Origin of the sequence: Paraburkholderia sp. MM5482-R2 (assembly GCF_050436125.1) — a bacterium.
Lineage (GTDB): Bacteria > Pseudomonadota > Gammaproteobacteria > Burkholderiales > Burkholderiaceae > Paraburkholderia > Paraburkholderia tuberum.
In genome coordinates, this window is the sequence record NZ_JBNDLP010000004.1 from 694,362 (window position 1) to 712,583 (window position 18,222).

An 18,222-nucleotide genomic window follows, 5' to 3' on the forward strand; every position below is an offset into this window, starting at 1 on the left:
GCAGGCCTTCCTCAATCGAGCGTGCGCCGATAGAACTTCACGGCGATACCCATTACGACGAACAGAAAGATCAGCAGCGGCCATACATGCGGCCACATGTCGGCCCAACCGACGCCCTTGAGCAGAATGCCGCGTACCAGCCGGTTGAAGTAGGTGAGCGGCAACAGGTTGCCGATGTACTGCGCCCACTTCGGCATGCCCGCGAACGGAAACATGAAACCCGACAGCAGGATGTTGGGCAGAAAATAGAACATCGTCAGTTGCATGGCCTGCAACTGGTTCTGCGCGAGCGACGACAGCGTAATGCCGATCGTCAGATTGGCCGCAACGAACAATAGAGCGGACAGATACAGCGCGATCAGACTGCCTTCGAACGGCACGTTGAACACGAAGCGCGCCGCCGCGAGAATGATGCTGACCTGCACCAGGCCGATCGCCACGTAAGGCACGATCTTGCCGGTCATCACTTCGAGCGGCAGTACCGGCGTGGCGAGCAGATTTTCCATCGTGCCGCGCTCGCGTTCACGCGTGATCGCGAGGCCCGTCATCATCACCATCGTCATCGTCAGGATCACCCCCATCAGGCCGGGCACCACGTTGTACTGGGTCAGGCTTTCGGGGTTGTAGAGCCGGTGCAATTGAACGTCGAAAGCGGCCGGGCCGACCGCGAGCGTCGACAGCGGACCCGTGAGGTCCTTCTGCAACACCGACTGCGCGATCGACGGCAGCGCGCCGAGCGCGGTGCCCACCGCGGTGGGGTCCGTCGCGTCGGCTTCGACGAGCAGCGATGGCCGCGCGCCCTTGGCCAGATCGCGCGTGAAACCGACGGGGATATTCAGCACGAACAGCACCTTGCCCTGCGCGAGCGCGCGGCGACCGGATTCTTCGTCGGGCAGCGTCGATACGATGTCGAAGTAATCGGAGTTGCGCATCGCCATCAGGAAACTGCGCGTGAACTCGCTGTGATCGGCGGCGATGACGGCGGTCGGCAGATGCTTGGGGTCGGTATTGATCGCGAAGCCGAACAGCGCCATCTGCATGATCGGCAGCACGATCATCATCGCAAACGTGATGCGGTCGCGCTTCAGTTGCAAAAACTCCTTGCGCACGACGCTCCACCAACGCATCAGCGAAAAGCGTGGAAGTCGGCGCGCGGAATTCACGATGCTTTGCCCGAAGGGGTGGCGTAATTGTCGGTCGAGCGGTTCATCATGAAGATGAACACGTCCTCGAGGCCGGTTTCCTGTGGTTCGATCCGCAACGCCGGGTCCGAATGAGCCAGCTGGTCGATCGTGGCGTGGAGTTCGGGCGTGTCCGGACCGCTCACGTGCAGCGACGAACCGAACGCCACCGTCTGCTCGACGCCGGGCGAGCGGCGCAGCCGGTCGCCGAGCTCGACGAGATTCTGGCCGTACACGGCCCACGTCACGAGCCCTTGCGAATCGATGACCTGTTTCGAGGTGCCCTGCGCGAGCAGCTTGCCGTAGGCGATATAAGCGAGCTTGTGGCAGCGTTCCGCTTCGTCCATATAGTGCGTGCTGACGAGCACCGAGATGCCGCGCGCCGCGAGGCGATGCAACTCTTCCCAGAAGTCGCGGCGCGCGCTCGGGTCGACACCTGCGGTCGGTTCGTCGAGCAGCAGCAGTTCCGGCTCATGGAGCATGCACGCGGCCAGCGCGAGACGCTGCTTCCATCCGCCCGACAGTGCGCCGGCCAACTGCTTCGCACGGCTTTGAAGGCCCAGCTGTTCGAGCGCGCGATCGACCGCCTCGCGGCGGTTCTTCATCTCGTAGATGCGCGCAACGAAGTCGAGGTTTTCGCGGATCGTCAGATCTTCCCAATAGGAGAAGCGCTGCGTCATATAACCGGTGCGCCGCTTGATCTGCGCGCTGTCCCGCACGATGTCGTAGCCGAGACACGTGCCGCTGCCGGAGTCGGGCGTCAGCAGTCCGCACATCATGCGGATGCAGGTGGTCTTGCCGCTGCCGTTGGGCCCGAGAAAGCCGAAAATCTCGCCGCGCTGCACGCGCATCGTGACATCGTTGACCACGTGCTTGTTGCCGAAATGCTTGTTCAGCCCCTGCACGTCGATCGCGTACACGGGGTCGCTGGCATTGCCGGGGGGCGCGGGCGCACTCATTGCAGCGTGACCGTGACGGGCTGGCCGGGCCGCAGCTTCGGCGCATCGGCGCTCTGAGGTCGGGCTTCGACCATGAACACGAGTTTCGCGCGGCTTTCGTTGCTGAAGATCACCGGCGGCGTGTACTCCGCCTGGTCCGAAATGAAGCTGAGCACGGCCGGCACATCGGCCGCGCAACCGTCGCAATGAATCGATACGCGACGGCCCGGCGCGAGCGAACCGACCACTCCCTGGGGCACGAAAAAGCGCACCTTGACGTTCTCCGGCGGCAGCATGCGCACGACGGGGCTGCCGGCCGGCACCCATTCGCCGCTGCGATACATCGTGTCGAACACGAGGCCGGCGTGCGGCGCGTGCACGCTTTTCTGATCGAGCTTCCATTGGGCCTGGCCGAGCTGGGCCTGCGCCGCGTCGACCTGCGCCTGCTGCGCGCGGATCTGTTCGATCCGCCCAGGCAGACGCGCGACGGCCAGCTGGCTTTGCAACTCACGCACGTGCGCGGCGCTCGACAACGCGCTCGCGCGCGAGTCGTCGAGCTGGCTTTGCGCGATGCCGCCCGCGCCGAATTGCTGTTGGTCGCGGCGCAACTGCGTCGCGGCGCGCGCCGCATCGGCTTCGGCCTGCACGAGTTGCGCGCGCGTCACAGCGACTTCCGGCGGACGCTTGCCGGTTCCAAGGTCGGCAAGCTGGGCGCGGGCCGAGCGCAGTTGCTCGCCCGCCTGCGCGACGGCGTCGGTTTCGTTCTGCGCTTCGAGCGCGAAGAGCGGCGTGTTCTGCGCGACGGTCTGCCCGCGCGAGACCGCGAGCTCGGTCAACTGTCCCGCCTGCGAAGACGCGAGGTACAGGAACTCGCCTTCCACATAGCCTTGCCACGTGTTCGCCGGTGGTCGCGAACAGCTTGCGCACGCGATGCACAGCGCGAGCAACGCGGCACGTCGGGATGAGCTGGCGAACACGATCATGACGGCTTGCCCTTCGCGCGGCGTGCGGTGGACGTCGCCCCGGTTCTGGCCTTGGCGTTGGTCTCGACCGCCGTGGTTGCGGTCATGCCCTGCGCGAGCAGCGCGACGACATGGCGTTCGAGCGTCGCGCGATCGAACGAGGTGCGCGGATTCAGGCGCTGCCAGATCCTCGCGGTTGCCTGCGGCAGCATCACCAGAGCGAGCACCGAGTTGAACAGCAGCAACGGTTCGAGCCGGGCGTTCAACTGACCCGACGCGCAGCCACGCGCGATGTTCTGACCGAACGCGGCGAGCTTTTGCACGGGGATGCGCGCAAACGCGCGCTCGCGCAGCAAACCGCCTTCGTTGACGATCTCGCGCAGCCAGAGCGAAGGCAGCCACGGCATGGTTTCGGTGACATCGAACATGCGCTTGACGATGCCTTGCGTCAGCGCGAGCGGTTCGTCGTGTTCGGGATCGACCGGATCCCAGATCGCGCCGAACGCGGCGACGAGCCTTTCCTCGAACAACGCGTCGAGCAGCTTTTCGCGCGTCTGGAACCAGTAGTGCACCATCGCGGATGTCACGCCGCTCGCCGCCGCGATCTGCGCAAGCGTCGTGTTGGCGATACCGCGCTCGGCGAACAGCGCCACCGCGACATCGAGCAGATGTTCGCGTGCGTCGAAGTCCTGCGGATGAGGACGGCGACCCATTCGGGAACGGGCGGCTTGCGGCATGGACACCAGACTAATTGATGAGTTAGTTAGTTTTAACTCATTGATACTAGGATATTTTCCGGTATGGCGAAGGAGGGGAAACCCCTGGCGGCGGGCGGCCTTTATTCTCTCGTTGATCCGCGTCAGGAAACGCGCGACGTCACTGCCTGGGTAGCTTCGCTTTCGACGTTTCGACTGACGTTAAGCTGACAATGGACGGCAGCTGGCATCCCCGCGCGAAGCGCACTTTCGCCGGAAATTTCTATACTTTCTCTAGCGCACACCCGGCACGATCCAGCCCGTACGACCCAAACGAATTCAAGTCAACGAAACGAAAGAATCGAAGCGAACCCGCGGCGCGGCCATCACGGCTCACGCGCGATTCGTATGAGGAGGCAGACATGGCACATTCCGCATCCGCCGCGCCGGCGAAGGAAGGCCACGGCGAAGCGTCGCCGGCTCTGCCAGCGCTCGCGCTGGCCGCGCTCGGCGTGGTCTACGGCGACATCGGCACGAGCCCGCTCTATACGCTCGCCACCGTGTTCGATCCCAGCAACGGTCTCACGCTCAATGCTTTCAATATCGTCGGCATCGTCTCGCTGATCTTCTGGTCGCTGATGATCGTCGTTTCGCTCAAGTACGTCGTACTGATCCTGCGGGCGAATAATCATGGCGAAGGCGGCATCATGGCGCTGCTCGCGCTCGCGGCGTCGTCGATCGCGTCGCGGCCGCGTTTGCGTCGCGGCCTCCTCGTGGTGGGCGTGATGGGCGCGGCGCTGTTCTTCGGCGATAGCGTGATCACGCCGGCCATTTCCGTGCTGAGCGCCGTGGAAGGGCTCGAAGTCGTCGAGCCCGGGCTCAAGACCTATGTGATTCCAGTGACGCTCGCCGCGCTCATCATCCTGTTCGTCACGCAAAAGCACGGCACGGGCGGCATCGGCGCCGTGTTCGGGCCCGTGATGGTGCTCTGGTTCGTCGTGATCGGCGTGGCGGGCGTCGCGAACATCATGGCCGCGCCGGTCGTGCTGTATGCGCTCAATCCGCTGGAAGCGCTCGGCTTCGTCATGCATCACCGCTGGCTCGCGTTCGTCGCGCTCGGCGCGGTGGTGCTCTCGCTGACGGGCGCCGAGGCGCTCTACGCAGACATGGGCCATTTCGGCAAGCGACCCATCCGCCTCACCTGGTTCGGCGTCGTTTTTCCCGCGCTCGCGCTCAACTATCTGGGCCAGGGCGCGCTGCTGCTGGCGAACCCCGGCGCGGTGCAAAACCCGTTCTACCGCCTGTTCCCGGAGTGGGCCATCGTGCCGATGATCGTGCTGGCGACGATCGCCACCGTGATCGCCTCGCAGGCCGTTATTTCGGGCACCTATTCGATGACGATGCAGGCCATGCAGCTTTCCTTCCTGCCGCGCATGAACGTCGTGCATACGTCGGAGCGCGAGATCGGGCAAATCTACGTGCCCGGCATCAACTGGATCCTGTTGATCGCCGTGGTTGCGGCGGTGTTGGGCTTCCGCTCGTCCACGGCGCTCGGGTCCGCGTATGGCATCGCCGTGACCGGCACGATGCTCATCACCACGTTCCTGACGTTCTTCGTCGTGCGTTACGCGTGGCGCTACAACTGGCTGCTGTGCCTGCTGTCCACCGCGTTCTTCTTCGTGATCGACGCGTTGTTCTTCTCGGCTAATCTGCTCAAGATCGTCGATGGCGGCTGGTTCCCGCTCGTGATCGGCGCGATCGTGTTCACGGTCATGGCGACGTGGGGACGCGGGTGGGAAATGATGCTGGCCGAAGCGCGCGTGCGGGCGGGAAAGACGCCGCTCAAGCCGTACCTCGCTGCGCTGCTCGAAAGTTCGCCGACGCGCGTGGGCGGCACGGCGATCTTCCTGACGCCGGACGCCGAAGCGGTGCCGCACGCGCTCGTCAACAACCTGCGGCACAACCGTGTGCTGCATGAGCGCACGGTTTTCCTGAGCGTAATAACGAAGAACGTGCCGTGGGTGGCCGACAGCGAGCGCGTGCAGATCAGGCCGCTGTGCACGGGTTGCTGGCACGCAACGGTGAAGTACGGATTCAAGGACGAAGTGGACTTGCCGCGCACGCTGGCCGCCTACAAATCGCCGGAACTGGCCTTCAACCTGGACGACACATCGTGGTTCCTGAGCCGCGCGGCCGTGGTGCCCAAACGCGGCCATGGCATGGCGCTATGGCGCGAGCGGCTTTTCGCGGTGATGCTGCACAACGTGGGCAATATCGCGGCGTTCTTCAAACTACCGGCCAATCGCGTGATCGAAGTCGGCGCGCGCGTGGAGATCTAGAGCGCGTCGTTCAGCAAGCATGGAGCAGCGGCGGGCCTGCTTCGATACTCCTCGGCCCCGTAACCGCCGCGCCTGCGTAGTCAGCACGCGAGGCGGAGGCGAATCGCCCTTGTCCCACGCTAGCGTTGAGCGCCGCTTCGCAACGGCCCTCGGATACCTCGGGTTCGAAACTTGCTGCCCACCACCAACCCGCCGCTCGAATCGGCGCGCGCGTTTTGCTTCGCGGCAGGCTGGCATGGACGGACGCCCGCGCCGCATCCAACGAGGAGACGTGTCATGGGCGACGAGACTCACCAGAATCACGGACACGACCGCCGCCGCTTTCTTGCGGGCGTGGCCGCGGTGGCCGGCAGCGTTGCGCTATCGGGTTGCGGAGGCGGCGGTGGATTGGGCGGAGACGGCCAACCGGGCGGCGGGAGCGCCAGCGAACCCGCGTCCTCGATTACCGACACTCCATCGCCCAACGCCGCCGACCGCTACAGCCTGCCGCGCCCGGCGTTACCCGCGCCGGCTAGTTCGGGCATCGACTTCATCGTGCTGGTCACGATGGAAAATCGTTCCTTCGACCATTTCCTCGGCTGGGTGCCGGGGGCCGAGGGCATGCCCGCGAACCAGCACTTCAAAGACGCGTTCGGCGCGACGCAAACGCCGTTTTCCCTCGCGGCGAATGCCGCGTACGGCTATCAGGCGTGCGCCTACCAGGACCCTAATCACAGCTTCTCGGGGGCGCGCACGCAACTGGCATCGGGTGCGATGAATGGCTGGCTGCTCACGCCGGGCACGAGCCTGATCCCGGGCGACCTGCTGCCTATCGGCTACTACACGTCGGCCGATCTTCAATTTTTCAACGCCGTGGCGAGCAGTTATACGATCGGCGACTTTTACTTCAGCGGCATCCTGACCAGCACCTTTCCCAATCGCCTCTATCTGCATAGCGGCGCAACGGATCGGCTCGACGACAGCACCGACACTTCGTCGCTCGCCACGATCTGGGACAAGCTGAGCGATGGCAATATCGACTGTCGCTACTACTACCACGACGTGCCGTTCACGGCGCTTTATGGCACGCGTTATCTGGGCATTTCGCGCCCGTTTGCGGATTTCCTCGTGAATGCCGCGGCCGGGACGCTGCCGCCATTCTGCATGGTCGATCCGTCCTTCGCGGGCGAGCCGGAAGGCGTTTCCGCCGACGATCATCCGCATGCCGATATCCGCGACGGCGAGGCGTTTCTCGCGCAGGTCTACGAGGCGCTGCGCACGAGCCCGACGTGGAGCCGCACGCTGATGATCGTCGTCTACGACGAATGGGGCGGCTTTCTCGAGCACGTGGTGCCGCCCACCAGGCCGATCAGCAACAGCGAGCTCACACTCGGCAACGACGGCAAGCTCGGCTTTCGCGTGCCGCTCGCGCTGCTTGGCCCGCGCGTGCGCGCGAACTCGATCACGCGCTATCCGTTCGACCCCAGCTCGATTCACGCGCTGCTGCAATGGCGCTTCGGCTTACAGCCGCTTGGCGTGCGCGGCAGCGATCCGGCGACGTTCAATCTCGCCTACGCGCTCGATCTCGACGACGCGCCGCGCACCGACGCTCCCGCGTTCACGGTCGCCCAAGGGCCGTTCGGCGGGACGTGTCTGGGGGCGGCGGCACCTTCGCCGTCAAGCTCCGTAGCGGCGATCGATCAGTCGCAAAAGCTGGCGATCAACCCGACGGCGGACCGCTTCGCGGATCTGCGCGCGAAGGCGGCGTCTCTAGGATTCCCGACCGGAGGCTAAGCTGGGTTTCCGCTTAAAATGAGCGGGCCGCAAGCCGGCGCCGGACCGGGCCGCGCTGGATTCTGAATGGCAGCGCGCACGGCGGGATGCACGGCCTGATGAAGGCTCATGCCTTGAGCGCAGTTTGGTGAGAAACGCTTGCGCGCGACATCGTTTTGCGAAGCGGGCCCCGCACTTGCTGGCGAGACCGCCTCGAAGCCCCGCGGTAGCGTGCAGCATGTCATCGGCGCGCGCGGCGGGCCGCCTACGTCGACGTCACCGCGTCGTCCTCAACGGGTCCGCCGATGCCATTTCGTTACGATCTTCCCGTTTGGTGTTCCCGCGAGCGGCCGTACCGCCGCGTTGTAGCCAACGTGGCCGCCGCGCTGGCGCTCGCCGCAAGCACCAGCGTCATTGCGCAATCCGCGCCGACGGCCGCCCAGACCCAGCCGGCCGCGCCGGCCGTTACGCTGCCCGCATCGGCCGCCGCCGCGAATACCGCCAGCAGCGCCGCGGACCGGCACGTCGAAAACACGGATCACGCGCAGCCGTCGCCGGTCGTGCCGACGCCGCCGTCCGAGCTGTACGGCGAGCTGTATCGCGACGTCGAACTCGCGCATCTTTACCCGGACAGCAAGACGTTTGCCGATATGTCGCCAGGCGAGCCGCCGGCCCAGGTCATCGCCGACTACGACAGCCAGCGTGCTCAGCCGCGCTTCGACCTGAAACAATTTGTCGAACAGCGCTTCACGCTGCCCCCGCGCGCGCCGAAGCGCTACGCGTCCGATCCTGACGAGAGCGTCACCGCGCACATCGATACGCTGTGGAGCGTGCTGCGTCGCGAACCGGATGCGAGCGCGAGCCCGTACTCGTCGCTGTTGCCGCTGCCGTCGCCGTACATCGTGCCGGGCGACCGCTTCGACGAGATCTACTACTGGGATTCGTACTTCATCCTGCTGGGGCTCGACGCGAGCGGCCAGCACGCGCTCGTCGACGACGAGCTGAACAATTTCTCGACGTTGATCGACCGCTATGGCCACATCCCCAACGGCAATCGCACGTATTACCTGAGCCGTTCGCAGCCGCCGTTCTTCGCGCAGATGGTGCGGCTCGTCGCGCGCAAGGAGGGCGATCAGGTCTACGCCCGCTATCTGCCCGAGCTGCGCCGTGAATACGCGTACTGGATGGCCGGCAGCGACCATCTCGCGCCGGGCAACGCGGCCCACCATCTCGTGCGCCTCGCCGACGGCACGCTGCTCAATCGCTACTGGGACGAGCGCGCGGCGCCGCGCGACGAGTCGTACCGCGAGGATGTGATGACGGCGCAGCGGATGCCGCAACGCGATGCGCGGGATTTGTGGCGCAACCTGCGCGCGGGCGGCGAAACCGGCTGGGACTTCAGCTCGCGCTGGTTCGCCGACGGCAGGACGCTCGCGAGCATCGACGTGACCTCGCTGGTGCCAGTGGACCTGAACTGCCTGATGGTGGACCTCGAACGCACGCTCGCGAAAGCCTACCGTGTGACCGGCGATGCAGGCCACGCCGAGAATCTCGAACTACGTGCCCGGGTGCGCGCCGATGCGATCCGCCGGGTGCTGTGGGACCCGCAACTGCACGCTTTCGGCGACTACGACTTCGTGCACCGCACGCTCACGCACCGGCTTACTGCCGCGACGGTGTACCCGCTTTACGCCGGCGTCGCGACACGCAACGACGCGCGCGAAGTGGCGCAGACGATCCGGCGCGATCTGCTGCGTCCGGGCGGTCTCGCGACGACGCGGACCAACACCGGCCAGCAGTGGGACGAACCGAACGGCTGGGCGCCGCTGCAGTACCTCGCGGTGATCGGGTTGCGCCGCTATAGCGAGCCGGAGCTCGCGCGCGATATCGCGACGCGCTGGATCCGCACCGACGTCGCGTACTACCAGCGCACCGGCAAGCTGGTCGAGAAGTACGACGTCGACGCGAGCGGCAAGTCGGCGGGGGGCGGCGAGTATCCGCTGCAGGACGGCTTTGGCTGGACCAATGGCGTGCTGCGCGTGCTGATGCAGCTCTATCCGGATGCGGTGAGTTCGACGAAGCCGGCCGATCTGCCGGGCGGCGCGGTGGGCGTGTCGGATGCGGCGGCATCGGCGGCGGCCGCGCCGCAGACGTCGCACAGCACGTCGCCCGCGGGCCACTAGTTGCAAAGAGGCGCGCAGCCAGGTCCGCGCGTTCCGAAGAGGTAGTAGCGATACCAGGATGATGGGTTGACTGCCTGGCGGCGGCGCAGCCCGTTACGATGCTTTGGATAGCTCGAACAGACCCTCGTCACCCTGGAAAGCCTCGAAGATGAATCGTAAGCTCGACGTACCATCGGCCGAACCGGTGCCGCCGCAGGCGCAGGCCACGGCGACAGCCAAGGCCGCCCCGCCGGCCGGCGATGAAGCCGCCGCGCATTGGCAGCGCAATCTGTGCGTGTGCGTGTTCGGCTCGTTCACGACCATCGTCGCGATGACGCTGCTGCTGCCGTTCCTGCCGCTCTATGTCGAGCAGCTCGGCGTAAAGGATCATGCGGCGATCGTGCAGTGGTCCGGCGCCGCGTTCGGCGCGACCTTCTTCAGCGCCGCGCTCGTCGCGCCCCTGTGGGGCAAGCTCGCGGACCTCTACGGCCGCAAGCTGATGCTGATCCGCTCGAGCCTCGGCATGGCGGTCGCGATGTCGCTGATCGGCATGGCGCACTCGGCGTGGCAGCTGGTCGCGTTGCGGCTGCTCGCCGGGTTGCTCGGCGGCTATGCGTCGGGCTCGATGATCCTCGTCGCGACGCAGACGCCGAAGGCGCGTTCGGGCTGGGCGCTCGGCGTGCTGTCGTCGGGGATCATGGCGGGCAATCTGGTCGGCCCGCTGATCGGCGGCTTCCTGCCGCCGCTGATCGGCATCCGCGCGACCTTTTGGGCCTCGGGCGCGGCGATCTTCGTCGCCTTTCTCGCGACGGCGTTTCTGATTCGCGAAATGCCGGTTCGCAAGCATGCGGACAGCGCGCCGAAGCAGGGCGCGTGGGCCTCGGTGGACGACAAGCGGCCGGCCATCGCGATGCTTGCCACGGGTCTGCTGCTGATGGTCGCGAATATGTCGATCGAGCCGATCATCACCGTCTACGTCGCCCAGCTCACGAAGCCTCAAAGCGTGACGATGGTGGCGGGCTTCGTGATGTCGGGCGCGGCGCTCGGCAGCGTGATCTCGTCGTCGCGTCTGGGCAAGTTCGCCGATCGCGCCGGGCACTGGAATGTGATCGTCGGCTGCCTCGCCGTATCGGCGGTCTTGCTCGTTCCGCAGGCGTTCGTCACCGCGAGCTGGCAGCTGATCGTGCTGCGTTTCCTGATGGGGATGGCACTGGGCGGCCTGTTGCCGTGCATCGCGAGCGTGATCCGCCATAACGTGCCGGCGAGCGTGACGGGCGCGATCCTTGGGTACTCGGTGTCGTCGCAATACGCGGGGCAGGTGGCCGGCCCGTTGCTGGGCGGTTTCGTCGGCGGACACGTCGGCATGCGCGCGGTGTTTCTCGGCACCAGCGTGCTGATGGCGCTCGGCGCGCTCGCGAACTGGCGCGTAAAGTCGGGCAGGGCACGGGCAGCGGTGGCGCGCTGATACAAGCCTCCTCGACGGTCAACGCGTTTGCCATTCCGGCGCAAACACCTTTCCCCTGGGCGACCAGCGCCCGCGTAAACCCCAGCGCGCGTCTAGCCAGAACCCGCTTTGCTCCTTTTTTTATTCATGCTACTGTGAATCGCAGTTCGTCAGGCTATGCAAATTTACATTGCGACCAGCCGAGGCGAAGCGGGGGTGGCCTGACGTCGCCACTCCGCCGGACACACCCCAACGTGTAATCCCGACCAAGGAGAAAGCGCGGTGACGCAGGTTCCGATCGACGGTAGCAGCATCGTTTCCGCGCGCGCTTTGTCCCACCCACGTCTGTCCCCGGCGAAATGGTTCGTCAGGGCGGGCGTCGCGCTCATCTATCTGTTCATGCTGAGCCCGCTGATCTTCGTGATCTGGCTGAGCTTCTTCAAGGACGCGATCATCACGTTCCCGCCGTCCGGCTACACGCTGTCGTGGTACGTCAACGCATGGCGTAACGACGCGTTCGCGAACGGCTTCGTGCTGTCGCTGAAGCTCGCGGCCGGCGCGGCGATCGGCGGCGTGGTGCTCGGTGTCGCCGCCTCGCTCGCGCTTGCGCGCTACCGGTTTGCTGGGCGTCGCCTCGTCAGCAACACGCTGCTGCTGCCACTAGTCGTGCCTGGTATCGTCGCCGGCATTGCGACCTATCTGTTCTACCTGCGCGCCGAGAATGCGCTCGACACCGACATCGTCGGCACATTCGGCGGCCTGCTGCTCGCGCATATCTGCCTGACGATCCCATGGACGATCCGGCTCGTCACCGCGAGCCTGGGCCAGCTCGACACCGCCGTCGAGGAGGCGGCGCGCAATCTCGGCGCCGGTGCGTGGCGCACGCTGTGGCGCGTCACGCTGCCGATGCTGCGGCCGGCGATCGTCGCCTCCACGCTGTTCGGCTTCATCGTCTCGTTCGAGAACCTCGAGATGACCTTGCCGCTCGTCGGCCCCGGCAAGACGACGTTGCCGATCGCAATCATGCAGTACCTCGAATTCAATCTCGACCCAACCATTGCGGCGGTATCGGCCGCGCAGATCGTGCTGCTTGGCATCGTGATGCTGATCACCGATCGTTTCGTGAAGCTCGGCAAGGTGATCTGATCATGGCTCAGGTATCCCATGCGCAATCTGCGCAAGCAGTACGGTGCGACGACCGCGGTCGCCGACGTGTCGTTCGATATCGCCGAGGGCGAACTGGTCGCGTTCCTCGGCCCGAGCGGCTGCGGCAAGACGACGACGCTGCGCATGGTCGCGGGCTTCGTCGAGCCGAGCGACGGCGAAATCTGGATCGGCAACACCGAGGTCACGCGGCTCGCACCCGACAAGCGCAATACCGGCATGGTGTTTCAGCGCTACGCGTTGTTTCCGCACATGACCGTTGCGCAGAACGTCGCGTTCGGTCTGGAAATGCGGCGTGTACCGAAGGCGGAGCGCGACACGCGCATTCGCGAGGCGCTCGACATGGTGCGGCTGAGCTCGCTCGCCGAACGCTATCCCCGGCAGTTGTCCGGCGGCCAGCAGCAGCGCGTCGCGATTGCGCGCGCGCTCGCGATCCGGCCCGACGTATTTCTGCTCGACGAGCCGTTGTCGAATCTCGACGCGAAGCTGCGCGTCGAGGTTACGAGAAGAAATTCGCGCGCTCCAGCAGCGTCTCGGTCTCACGACGATCTTCGTCACGCACGATCAGGAGGAAGCACTTGCGATGGCGGACCGCGTGGCCGTCATGCACGACGGACGCGTGCAGCAGATCGGCAGCGCGGACGCGTTGTACGAGCGGCCCGCCAATCCGTTCGTCGCGAGCTTCCTGGGCCGCATGAATTTCTTCGCGGGCCACGTCGACAACGGCCAGTTCATCACGGCGAACGGCGAAAAGATCACGGTCAACGCCGCCGCGCGCAATGCCAACACGCTCGGCATCCGACCGGAGCGCCTGCGTCTTGCCGCGGCGCCGGAGCACAGCGAAGTGTCGATCCCGGTCCGGCTGGCCGACCGGATCTATCTCGGCGCGACCGTCGAATTGCGCCTCACGAGCGAGCGCGGCCAGAGCCTCGTCGCGCTCGTGCCGAACACCGCGCACGCCGGTGCCGGCGCATGGTCGCCGGGCGACACGCTGCACGCGTGCTTCAGAACCGAAGATTGCCTGCTTTTTTCCGCCTGAAGGACCATAAAATGAGCTATCCCATCACGCGCCGCACGTTTCTGAAAGCTGCTTCCGGTCTGCTCGTCGCTCCGTCGCTCGGTTTCGATCCGCGCACGGCGCTGGCGGCCGACGCTTGCCCCAACGTCGTCGTCGGCACGTGGGGCGGCGATTATCTGAACCTGCTCGAACAGAACATCGGCAAGCCGATCATCGAGGCCGCTGGCGGTCGCGTCACGTACGACTCGGCGGATCAGATCGGCCGCATGACGAAGCTGCGCGCGGAGAAGATGTCGCGTCACGGTTCGCTCGACGTCGCCTGTCTCGCCGACATCGACATGTTCGACGTCAATCGTTCGGGGGTGCTCGAACCGCTCGACACGAAACTGGTGCCGAACTCGGCGCGCACGATCGAAGCGCTGCGCCGCCCGTATTCGATTCCGCACATCTTCAGTGCGATGGTGATCGTCTACAACCCGGAGAAGTTTCAGGCGAAGCCCGATTCGCTCGCGGTCGCGCTCGATCCGAAACTGAAGGGACGGGTGGGTTTTTCCGACATTCTGTACAACTTCAACGTGCTGCAGTCTTCGCTCGCGGCGGGCCAGCACAATGGCGACACGGCGGCCGGTATCCAGTTTCTGCGCGAGGTGCGCAAGCAGCAGCCGAAGGTCTATCCGTCGAACGAAACGGTCGCGGCGGCGCTGAAAAGCGGCGAAATCTGGATGACCTGCATGTGGAAAGCGCGCGCGCTGCAGTGGAAGAAAGGCGGCGTGCCGGTCGACTACGCGTTCCCGAAAGAGGGCGGCGTGCCGGTCACGTTCGAGGCCGCCGTGCCGAAGAACGCGCCGACGCGTGCGTGCGGCTTCAACTATCTGAACGCGATGCTCGATCCGCGCGCGCAGGTCGGCTTCGCCGAGACGATGGGCTATGCGCCGACCGTCACCGATGCGGCCTTGCCGCCGACGCTGCAACAGAGCGTCGGCTTCACGAATGCCGAACTCGATCGCCTCGTCAAAGTCGACTACGCGCGTTTCACCGCGGAAAAACCGGCGCTGCTCGACTTCTGGAACAAGGAATTCAAGCCGGGACTTTGAACCATGACGACGAGCGCACTGAACGCCGCGCCGCGGCGCCGCGACTTCGCCGGGGGCCTGCTCGCAACGCCCGCCGTGCTCGTCGTGCTATTCGTGATCGTGCTGCCGGGCGTGCAACTGGTGCGCTACAGCTTCAATCATTTCGACTCGGTCCAGATGATGCAGGCGGCGTTCACGTTCGAGAACTACGTCCAGTTTCTGACCGATCCGTACTACCACGCGGTGCTGTGGACCACGATCAAGGTGGCCGCGCTGTGCACGGCGCTGTCGCTCGTATTCGGTTTTCCGGTCGCCTATGTGCTTGCTAAAACGCAGAGCCGCTTCAAGAGCCAACTGGTGATGCTGCTGGTGTTTCCGCTGCTGGTCGGCAACGTCGTGCGCGCGGCCGGTTGGATGGTCATGCTCGGCAACGCGGGTTTCGTCAATGCGATGCTGATGGCGCTCGGCCTCGTCGATCAACCGGTGCGGCTGCTGTATACGCCGTTCGCGGTGGTGGCCGGCACCACCGCCGTGGTTCTGCCGTACATGATCCTGACCTTGCAGAGCGTGCTCGAAGGCCTCGATTTCTCGATCGAGGAAGCCGCGCGCAATCTCGGCGCGAGCTTCGCTCAGACGCTCGCGCGCGTCGTGCTGCCGATCGCGGCGCCCGGCGTCGCGGCCGGCACGATGCTCGTGTTCATTCTGTGCATGAACGCGTACGCGACACCGGTTCTGCTCGGCGGCACCGGCATCACGATGATGACGCCGGCAATCTACGACCAGATCGCCAAGGCGAACAACTGGCCGTTCGGGGCCGTGCTGTCGATCGTATCGATGGTGGTCACGTTTGCGCTGGCGCTGTTGTCGCACTGGATCATCCAGCGGCGCTACGCGAAGACGATGATGACCTGAACTGGCAGGGCGCGCCGCGGGCTGGTGTGTGGGATGCGCCTCTCCTTAATTCTTCTTCCTGAAGGAACAACAGATGCCAATCCTCACCGACAAGACTCGCGCTTACCGTCACGACCTGATGCAAAAACTGATGGAACGTCAGCGAGTCGATGCGCTGATCTTCACGTCCGCCGACTTCTTCCAGTGGGCGACCAATTTCCACGTCGACGTGCAGACCTGGGAGCGGCCGATCGCCGTGTGCGTGCCGCTGTCGGGCGAGCCGTTCGCGATCATGAACGAGCTGTCGACGCATCACGTGATGATGGCGCGCGAGCGCGGACATCTGTGGCTCGACGATATCTCGTTCTACTCCGAGCATCCGCGCGTGGTCGAGCGGCAGCCGCTACTCGCGGAAGTCCCGGAACTGATCGCCGCGCGTTTGCGTGCCGCCGGGCTTGGCGCATCGCGAATCGGCGTCGAAGCCGCCGGCGGTCCGCTCGGCCGCGCGGCGTCACTGCTGCCGGACGCGAAGTTCCTGCCGATGCTCGCCGAGTTGCGCTCGTTGCGCTGGGTCAAGCACCGGGAGGAGATTGCCATCATGCGGGCCGCCGCAAGCCTCGCCGATTGGGTGCAGGACCGCTATCGCGAGAACATTCGCCCCGGACGGCTCGTTCAGGAACTCGACTATCAGATGGCCACCCTGATGGTGACCGAAGGCGCGCGCCGCTTTCCTGGCGAGAACCTCGAAGTGATGCGTTGCTGGACCTTGTCGGGACCGGCATCGGCGTCGCCGCACGGCGACGGTGCGTCATGCGGCGCCCAGATCAAGGCGGGCGACGGTCTCGTCAATATCGTGATTCCGCGTTTGAACGGTCTCGTGATCGAGAACGAGCGCACCTGGTTCTGCGGCAAACCGAGCGCCGAGCAGGCGCGTTTTCATGAGGTCGCGCGCGCGGCCAACGAGGCGGCCGTCGCGGCGGCCGTCACGGGTCAGCCGGTTTCGGGTATCGACGCGGCCGCGCAGGCGGTGATCGAGCAGGCCGGCTGCGCGAAGTACATCCGTCATCGCACGGGGCATGGCATGGGCATCATCGGTCACGAGTATCCGGACGACATGGCGTTCAATCACCGCGCGCTGCTGGACAACGAGGTGTACTCGGCGGAGCCCGGCATCTATGTGTACGGCCTCGGCGGTTTCCGGCTCGACGATTCGGTTGTGACCGGCCCGACGCCGGAGCTGCTCACGAAGACCCCGCGCACGCTCGCGCACGCGACCATCGATTGAGTCGCGCAGCGCGCGACACCCTTCAACGTTGCAGATGACCCGGATCTTGTACCGGAAGGAGACCTGATGGAGTCGATTCTGTTCTCGCACTGCGCGCTGCTCGATCCGGCTGCCGGCGAATTGCGTGAGGACCACGCGGTGCTGGTGGAAAACGGACGCATCAAGGAGGTCTCGGACCGGCCGATCCGCAGCGCGTCCGCACGCGAAATCGACCTGCGCGGCAAGACGCTGATGCCTGGCCTGATCGATTTGCACGTGCACGTGCATGCGACGCAGCTCAATCTCGCGGCACAGGTGAACTTGCCGAACGTGCTGGTCACGCTGAAGTCGTTGCCGTTGTTGCAAGGCATGCTTCGGCGTGGCTTCACGACAGTGCGCGATGCGGGCGGCGCGGGCTTCGCGCTCAAACAGGCGTTGGAACAGGGACTCGCCGAAGGTCCGCGCCTGTTCGTGTCGGGCCGCGCGATCAGCCAGACCGGCGGACACGGCGACATGCGCGGCCGCAGCGACTACATCGGCACCGATAGCCCATGCGCGTGTTGCGCGCGGGTCGGCGCGATATCGCGTGTCGCCGACGGCGTCGATGCCGTGCGTCGCGCGGTGCGTGAAGAGCTGCAGATGGGTGCCGACCAGATCAAGATCATGGCCTCGGGCGGCGTCGCCTCGCCCACCGATCCGGTCGGCGCATGGGGTTATTCGGAAGACGAGATCAGGGCGATCGTCCACGAGGCGCGGGCGCGCGGCACCTACGTGCTCGCGCACGCGTACACGGCCGAGGCGATCGCGCGCGCGGTACGCTGCGGCGTTCGGACGATCGAGCACGGCAATCTGGTCGACGAAGCGGCTGCGCGGGTGATGGCCGAGCACGGCGCGTTCGCGGTGCCGACGCTCGTCACCTACGACGCGCTCGCGAACGAAGGCGAAGCGCTCGGCCTGCCCGCCGACAGCGTCGCGAAGATCGGGAGCGTGCGCCAGGCGGGCCTGCGTTCGCTCGAAATCTTCCGCGCGGCAGGCGTGCCGATGGGCTTCGGTAGCGATCTGCTCGGCGAATCGCAGCGTCTGCAAAGCGATGAATTCCGCTTGCGCAGCGAAGTGCTGACGCCGCTCGAGATCCTGCGCAGCGCGACCGTGGTCGGCGCGCAGGTGCTCGGCCAGGTCGGGCAGCTCGGGCAGATCACGGCAGGCGCGCACGCCGACATGCTCGTCGTCGACGGCAATCCGCTTGCGTCGCTCGACTGTCTGCTGGGGCAGGGCGAGCGCATTCCGGTCGTGATGAAGGGCGGTAGAATCCATGCCTTTGATTTGCCGGCGTGACATG

Annotated in this window: 14 protein-coding genes and 1 pseudogene; 11 read left to right on the plus strand and 4 right to left on the minus strand. The window is 65.6% G+C overall.

Going from position 1 to position 18,222, the window contains the following annotated elements; all coding sequences use genetic code 11:
- Positions 1–11: 11 nt before the first annotated feature.
- From OKW37_RS39235 to OKW37_RS39250, 4 genes are read right to left on the minus strand one after another with little or no spacing between them, the layout of a single operon-like run.
- Positions 12–1,127 carry an ABC transporter permease gene (locus tag OKW37_RS39235; RefSeq protein ID WP_184069711.1) on the minus strand — a complete coding sequence of 372 codons (1,116 nt, stop codon included), beginning with the start codon at positions 1,125–1,127 and terminating at the stop codon, positions 12–14.
- Between the two features lie 32 nt (positions 1,128–1,159).
- Complete coding sequence (locus OKW37_RS39240; protein ID WP_429401965.1) at positions 1,160–2,140, minus strand: ABC transporter ATP-binding protein; 981 nt, start codon at positions 2,138–2,140, stop codon at positions 1,160–1,162.
- Positions 2,137–3,102 carry an HlyD family secretion protein gene (locus OKW37_RS39245; protein WP_429401963.1) on the minus strand — a complete coding sequence of 322 codons (966 nt, stop codon included), beginning with the start codon at positions 3,100–3,102 and terminating at the stop codon, positions 2,137–2,139. Before OKW37_RS39245 ends, OKW37_RS39240 begins: the two co-directional genes overlap by 4 nt.
- Positions 3,099–3,794 (minus strand): TetR/AcrR family transcriptional regulator, encoded by a 696-nt coding sequence (locus OKW37_RS39250; protein ID WP_429401961.1) that lies wholly within the window; start codon positions 3,792–3,794, stop codon positions 3,099–3,101. Before OKW37_RS39250 ends, OKW37_RS39245 begins: the two co-directional genes overlap by 4 nt.
- A 404-nt stretch (positions 3,795–4,198) precedes the next feature.
- Here OKW37_RS39250 and OKW37_RS39255 point away from each other — a divergent pair, with 404 nt between their 5' ends.
- From OKW37_RS39255 to OKW37_RS39305, 11 genes and pseudogenes are all read left to right on the plus strand, one after another.
- On the plus strand, positions 4,199–6,115 hold the full coding sequence (locus OKW37_RS39255; RefSeq protein WP_429401959.1) for a potassium transporter Kup: 1,917 nt from the start codon (positions 4,199–4,201) through the stop codon (positions 6,113–6,115).
- Between the two features lie 276 nt (positions 6,116–6,391).
- Positions 6,392–7,888: an alkaline phosphatase family protein gene (locus OKW37_RS39260; RefSeq protein ID WP_429401957.1), complete on the plus strand. Its 1,497-nt coding sequence runs from the start codon at positions 6,392–6,394 to the stop codon at positions 7,886–7,888.
- A gap of 284 nt (positions 7,889–8,172) precedes the next feature.
- Entirely contained in the window at positions 8,173–10,050 is a 1,878-nt protein-coding gene (treA, locus tag OKW37_RS39265; RefSeq protein WP_429401955.1) for an alpha,alpha-trehalase TreA, read from the plus strand.
- A 148-nt stretch (positions 10,051–10,198) separates the two neighbouring features.
- On the plus strand, positions 10,199–11,494 hold the full coding sequence (locus OKW37_RS39270; protein WP_429401953.1) for an MFS transporter: 1,296 nt from the start codon (positions 10,199–10,201) through the stop codon (positions 11,492–11,494).
- 261 nt (positions 11,495–11,755) lie between these two features.
- The gene (locus tag OKW37_RS39275; protein WP_429401951.1) at positions 11,756–12,619 is read left to right on the plus strand and encodes an ABC transporter permease; all 864 of its coding nucleotides are present in this window, start codon (positions 11,756–11,758) and stop codon (positions 12,617–12,619) included.
- An 18-nt stretch (positions 12,620–12,637) separates the two neighbouring features.
- Positions 12,638–13,045 (plus strand): annotated as a pseudogene (locus OKW37_RS39280) (ABC transporter ATP-binding protein); the annotation flags it as partial.
- 175 nt (positions 13,046–13,220) lie between these two features.
- Positions 13,221–13,676 (plus strand): TOBE domain-containing protein, encoded by a 456-nt coding sequence (locus OKW37_RS39285; protein WP_429510126.1) that lies wholly within the window; start codon positions 13,221–13,223, stop codon positions 13,674–13,676.
- A gap of 11 nt (positions 13,677–13,687) precedes the next feature.
- The gene (locus tag OKW37_RS39290; RefSeq protein ID WP_090810835.1) at positions 13,688–14,749 is read left to right on the plus strand and encodes an extracellular solute-binding protein; all 1,062 of its coding nucleotides are present in this window, start codon (positions 13,688–13,690) and stop codon (positions 14,747–14,749) included.
- A 3-nt stretch (positions 14,750–14,752) separates the two neighbouring features.
- On the plus strand, positions 14,753–15,640 hold the full coding sequence (locus tag OKW37_RS39295; RefSeq protein ID WP_429401947.1) for an ABC transporter permease: 888 nt from the start codon (positions 14,753–14,755) through the stop codon (positions 15,638–15,640).
- 73 nt (positions 15,641–15,713) lie between these two features.
- Positions 15,714–16,904 (plus strand): M24 family metallopeptidase, encoded by a 1,191-nt coding sequence (locus OKW37_RS39300; protein ID WP_429401945.1) that lies wholly within the window; start codon positions 15,714–15,716, stop codon positions 16,902–16,904.
- A gap of 66 nt (positions 16,905–16,970) precedes the next feature.
- Positions 16,971–18,218 carry a metal-dependent hydrolase family protein gene (locus tag OKW37_RS39305; RefSeq protein WP_090810841.1) on the plus strand — a complete coding sequence of 416 codons (1,248 nt, stop codon included), beginning with the start codon at positions 16,971–16,973 and terminating at the stop codon, positions 18,216–18,218.
- The last annotated feature ends 4 nt before the right edge of the window (positions 18,219–18,222 follow it).

Excerpts from the sequence above, each read along its gene's own strand:
- OKW37_RS39245 (WP_429401963.1), bottom strand. The coding sequence starts at position 3,102 with ATGATCGTGTTCGCCAGCTCATCCCGACGTGCCGCGTTGCTCGCGCTG.
- OKW37_RS39255 (WP_429401959.1), top strand. The coding sequence starts at position 4,199 with ATGGCACATTCCGCATCCGCCGCGCCGGCGAAGGAAGGCCACGGCGAA.
- OKW37_RS39300 (WP_429401945.1), top strand. The coding sequence starts at position 15,714 with ATGCCAATCCTCACCGACAAGACTCGCGCTTACCGTCACGACCTGATG.
- treA (WP_429401955.1), top strand. The coding sequence starts at position 8,173 with ATGCCATTTCGTTACGATCTTCCCGTTTGGTGTTCCCGCGAGCGGCCG.
- OKW37_RS39270 (WP_429401953.1), top strand. The coding sequence starts at position 10,199 with ATGAATCGTAAGCTCGACGTACCATCGGCCGAACCGGTGCCGCCGCAG.
- OKW37_RS39305 (WP_090810841.1), top strand. The coding sequence starts at position 16,971 with ATGGAGTCGATTCTGTTCTCGCACTGCGCGCTGCTCGATCCGGCTGCC.
- OKW37_RS39240 (WP_429401965.1), bottom strand. The coding sequence starts at position 2,140 with ATGAGTGCGCCCGCGCCCCCCGGCAATGCCAGCGACCCCGTGTACGCG.
- OKW37_RS39290 (WP_090810835.1), top strand. The coding sequence starts at position 13,688 with ATGAGCTATCCCATCACGCGCCGCACGTTTCTGAAAGCTGCTTCCGGT.
- OKW37_RS39295 (WP_429401947.1), top strand. The coding sequence starts at position 14,753 with ATGACGACGAGCGCACTGAACGCCGCGCCGCGGCGCCGCGACTTCGCC.
- OKW37_RS39235 (WP_184069711.1), bottom strand. The coding sequence starts at position 1,127 with ATGCGTTGGTGGAGCGTCGTGCGCAAGGAGTTTTTGCAACTGAAGCGC.
- OKW37_RS39285 (WP_429510126.1), top strand. The coding sequence starts at position 13,221 with ATGGCGGACCGCGTGGCCGTCATGCACGACGGACGCGTGCAGCAGATC.
- OKW37_RS39260 (WP_429401957.1), top strand. The coding sequence starts at position 6,392 with ATGGGCGACGAGACTCACCAGAATCACGGACACGACCGCCGCCGCTTT.
- OKW37_RS39250 (WP_429401961.1), bottom strand. The coding sequence starts at position 3,794 with ATGGGTCGCCGTCCTCATCCGCAGGACTTCGACGCACGCGAACATCTG.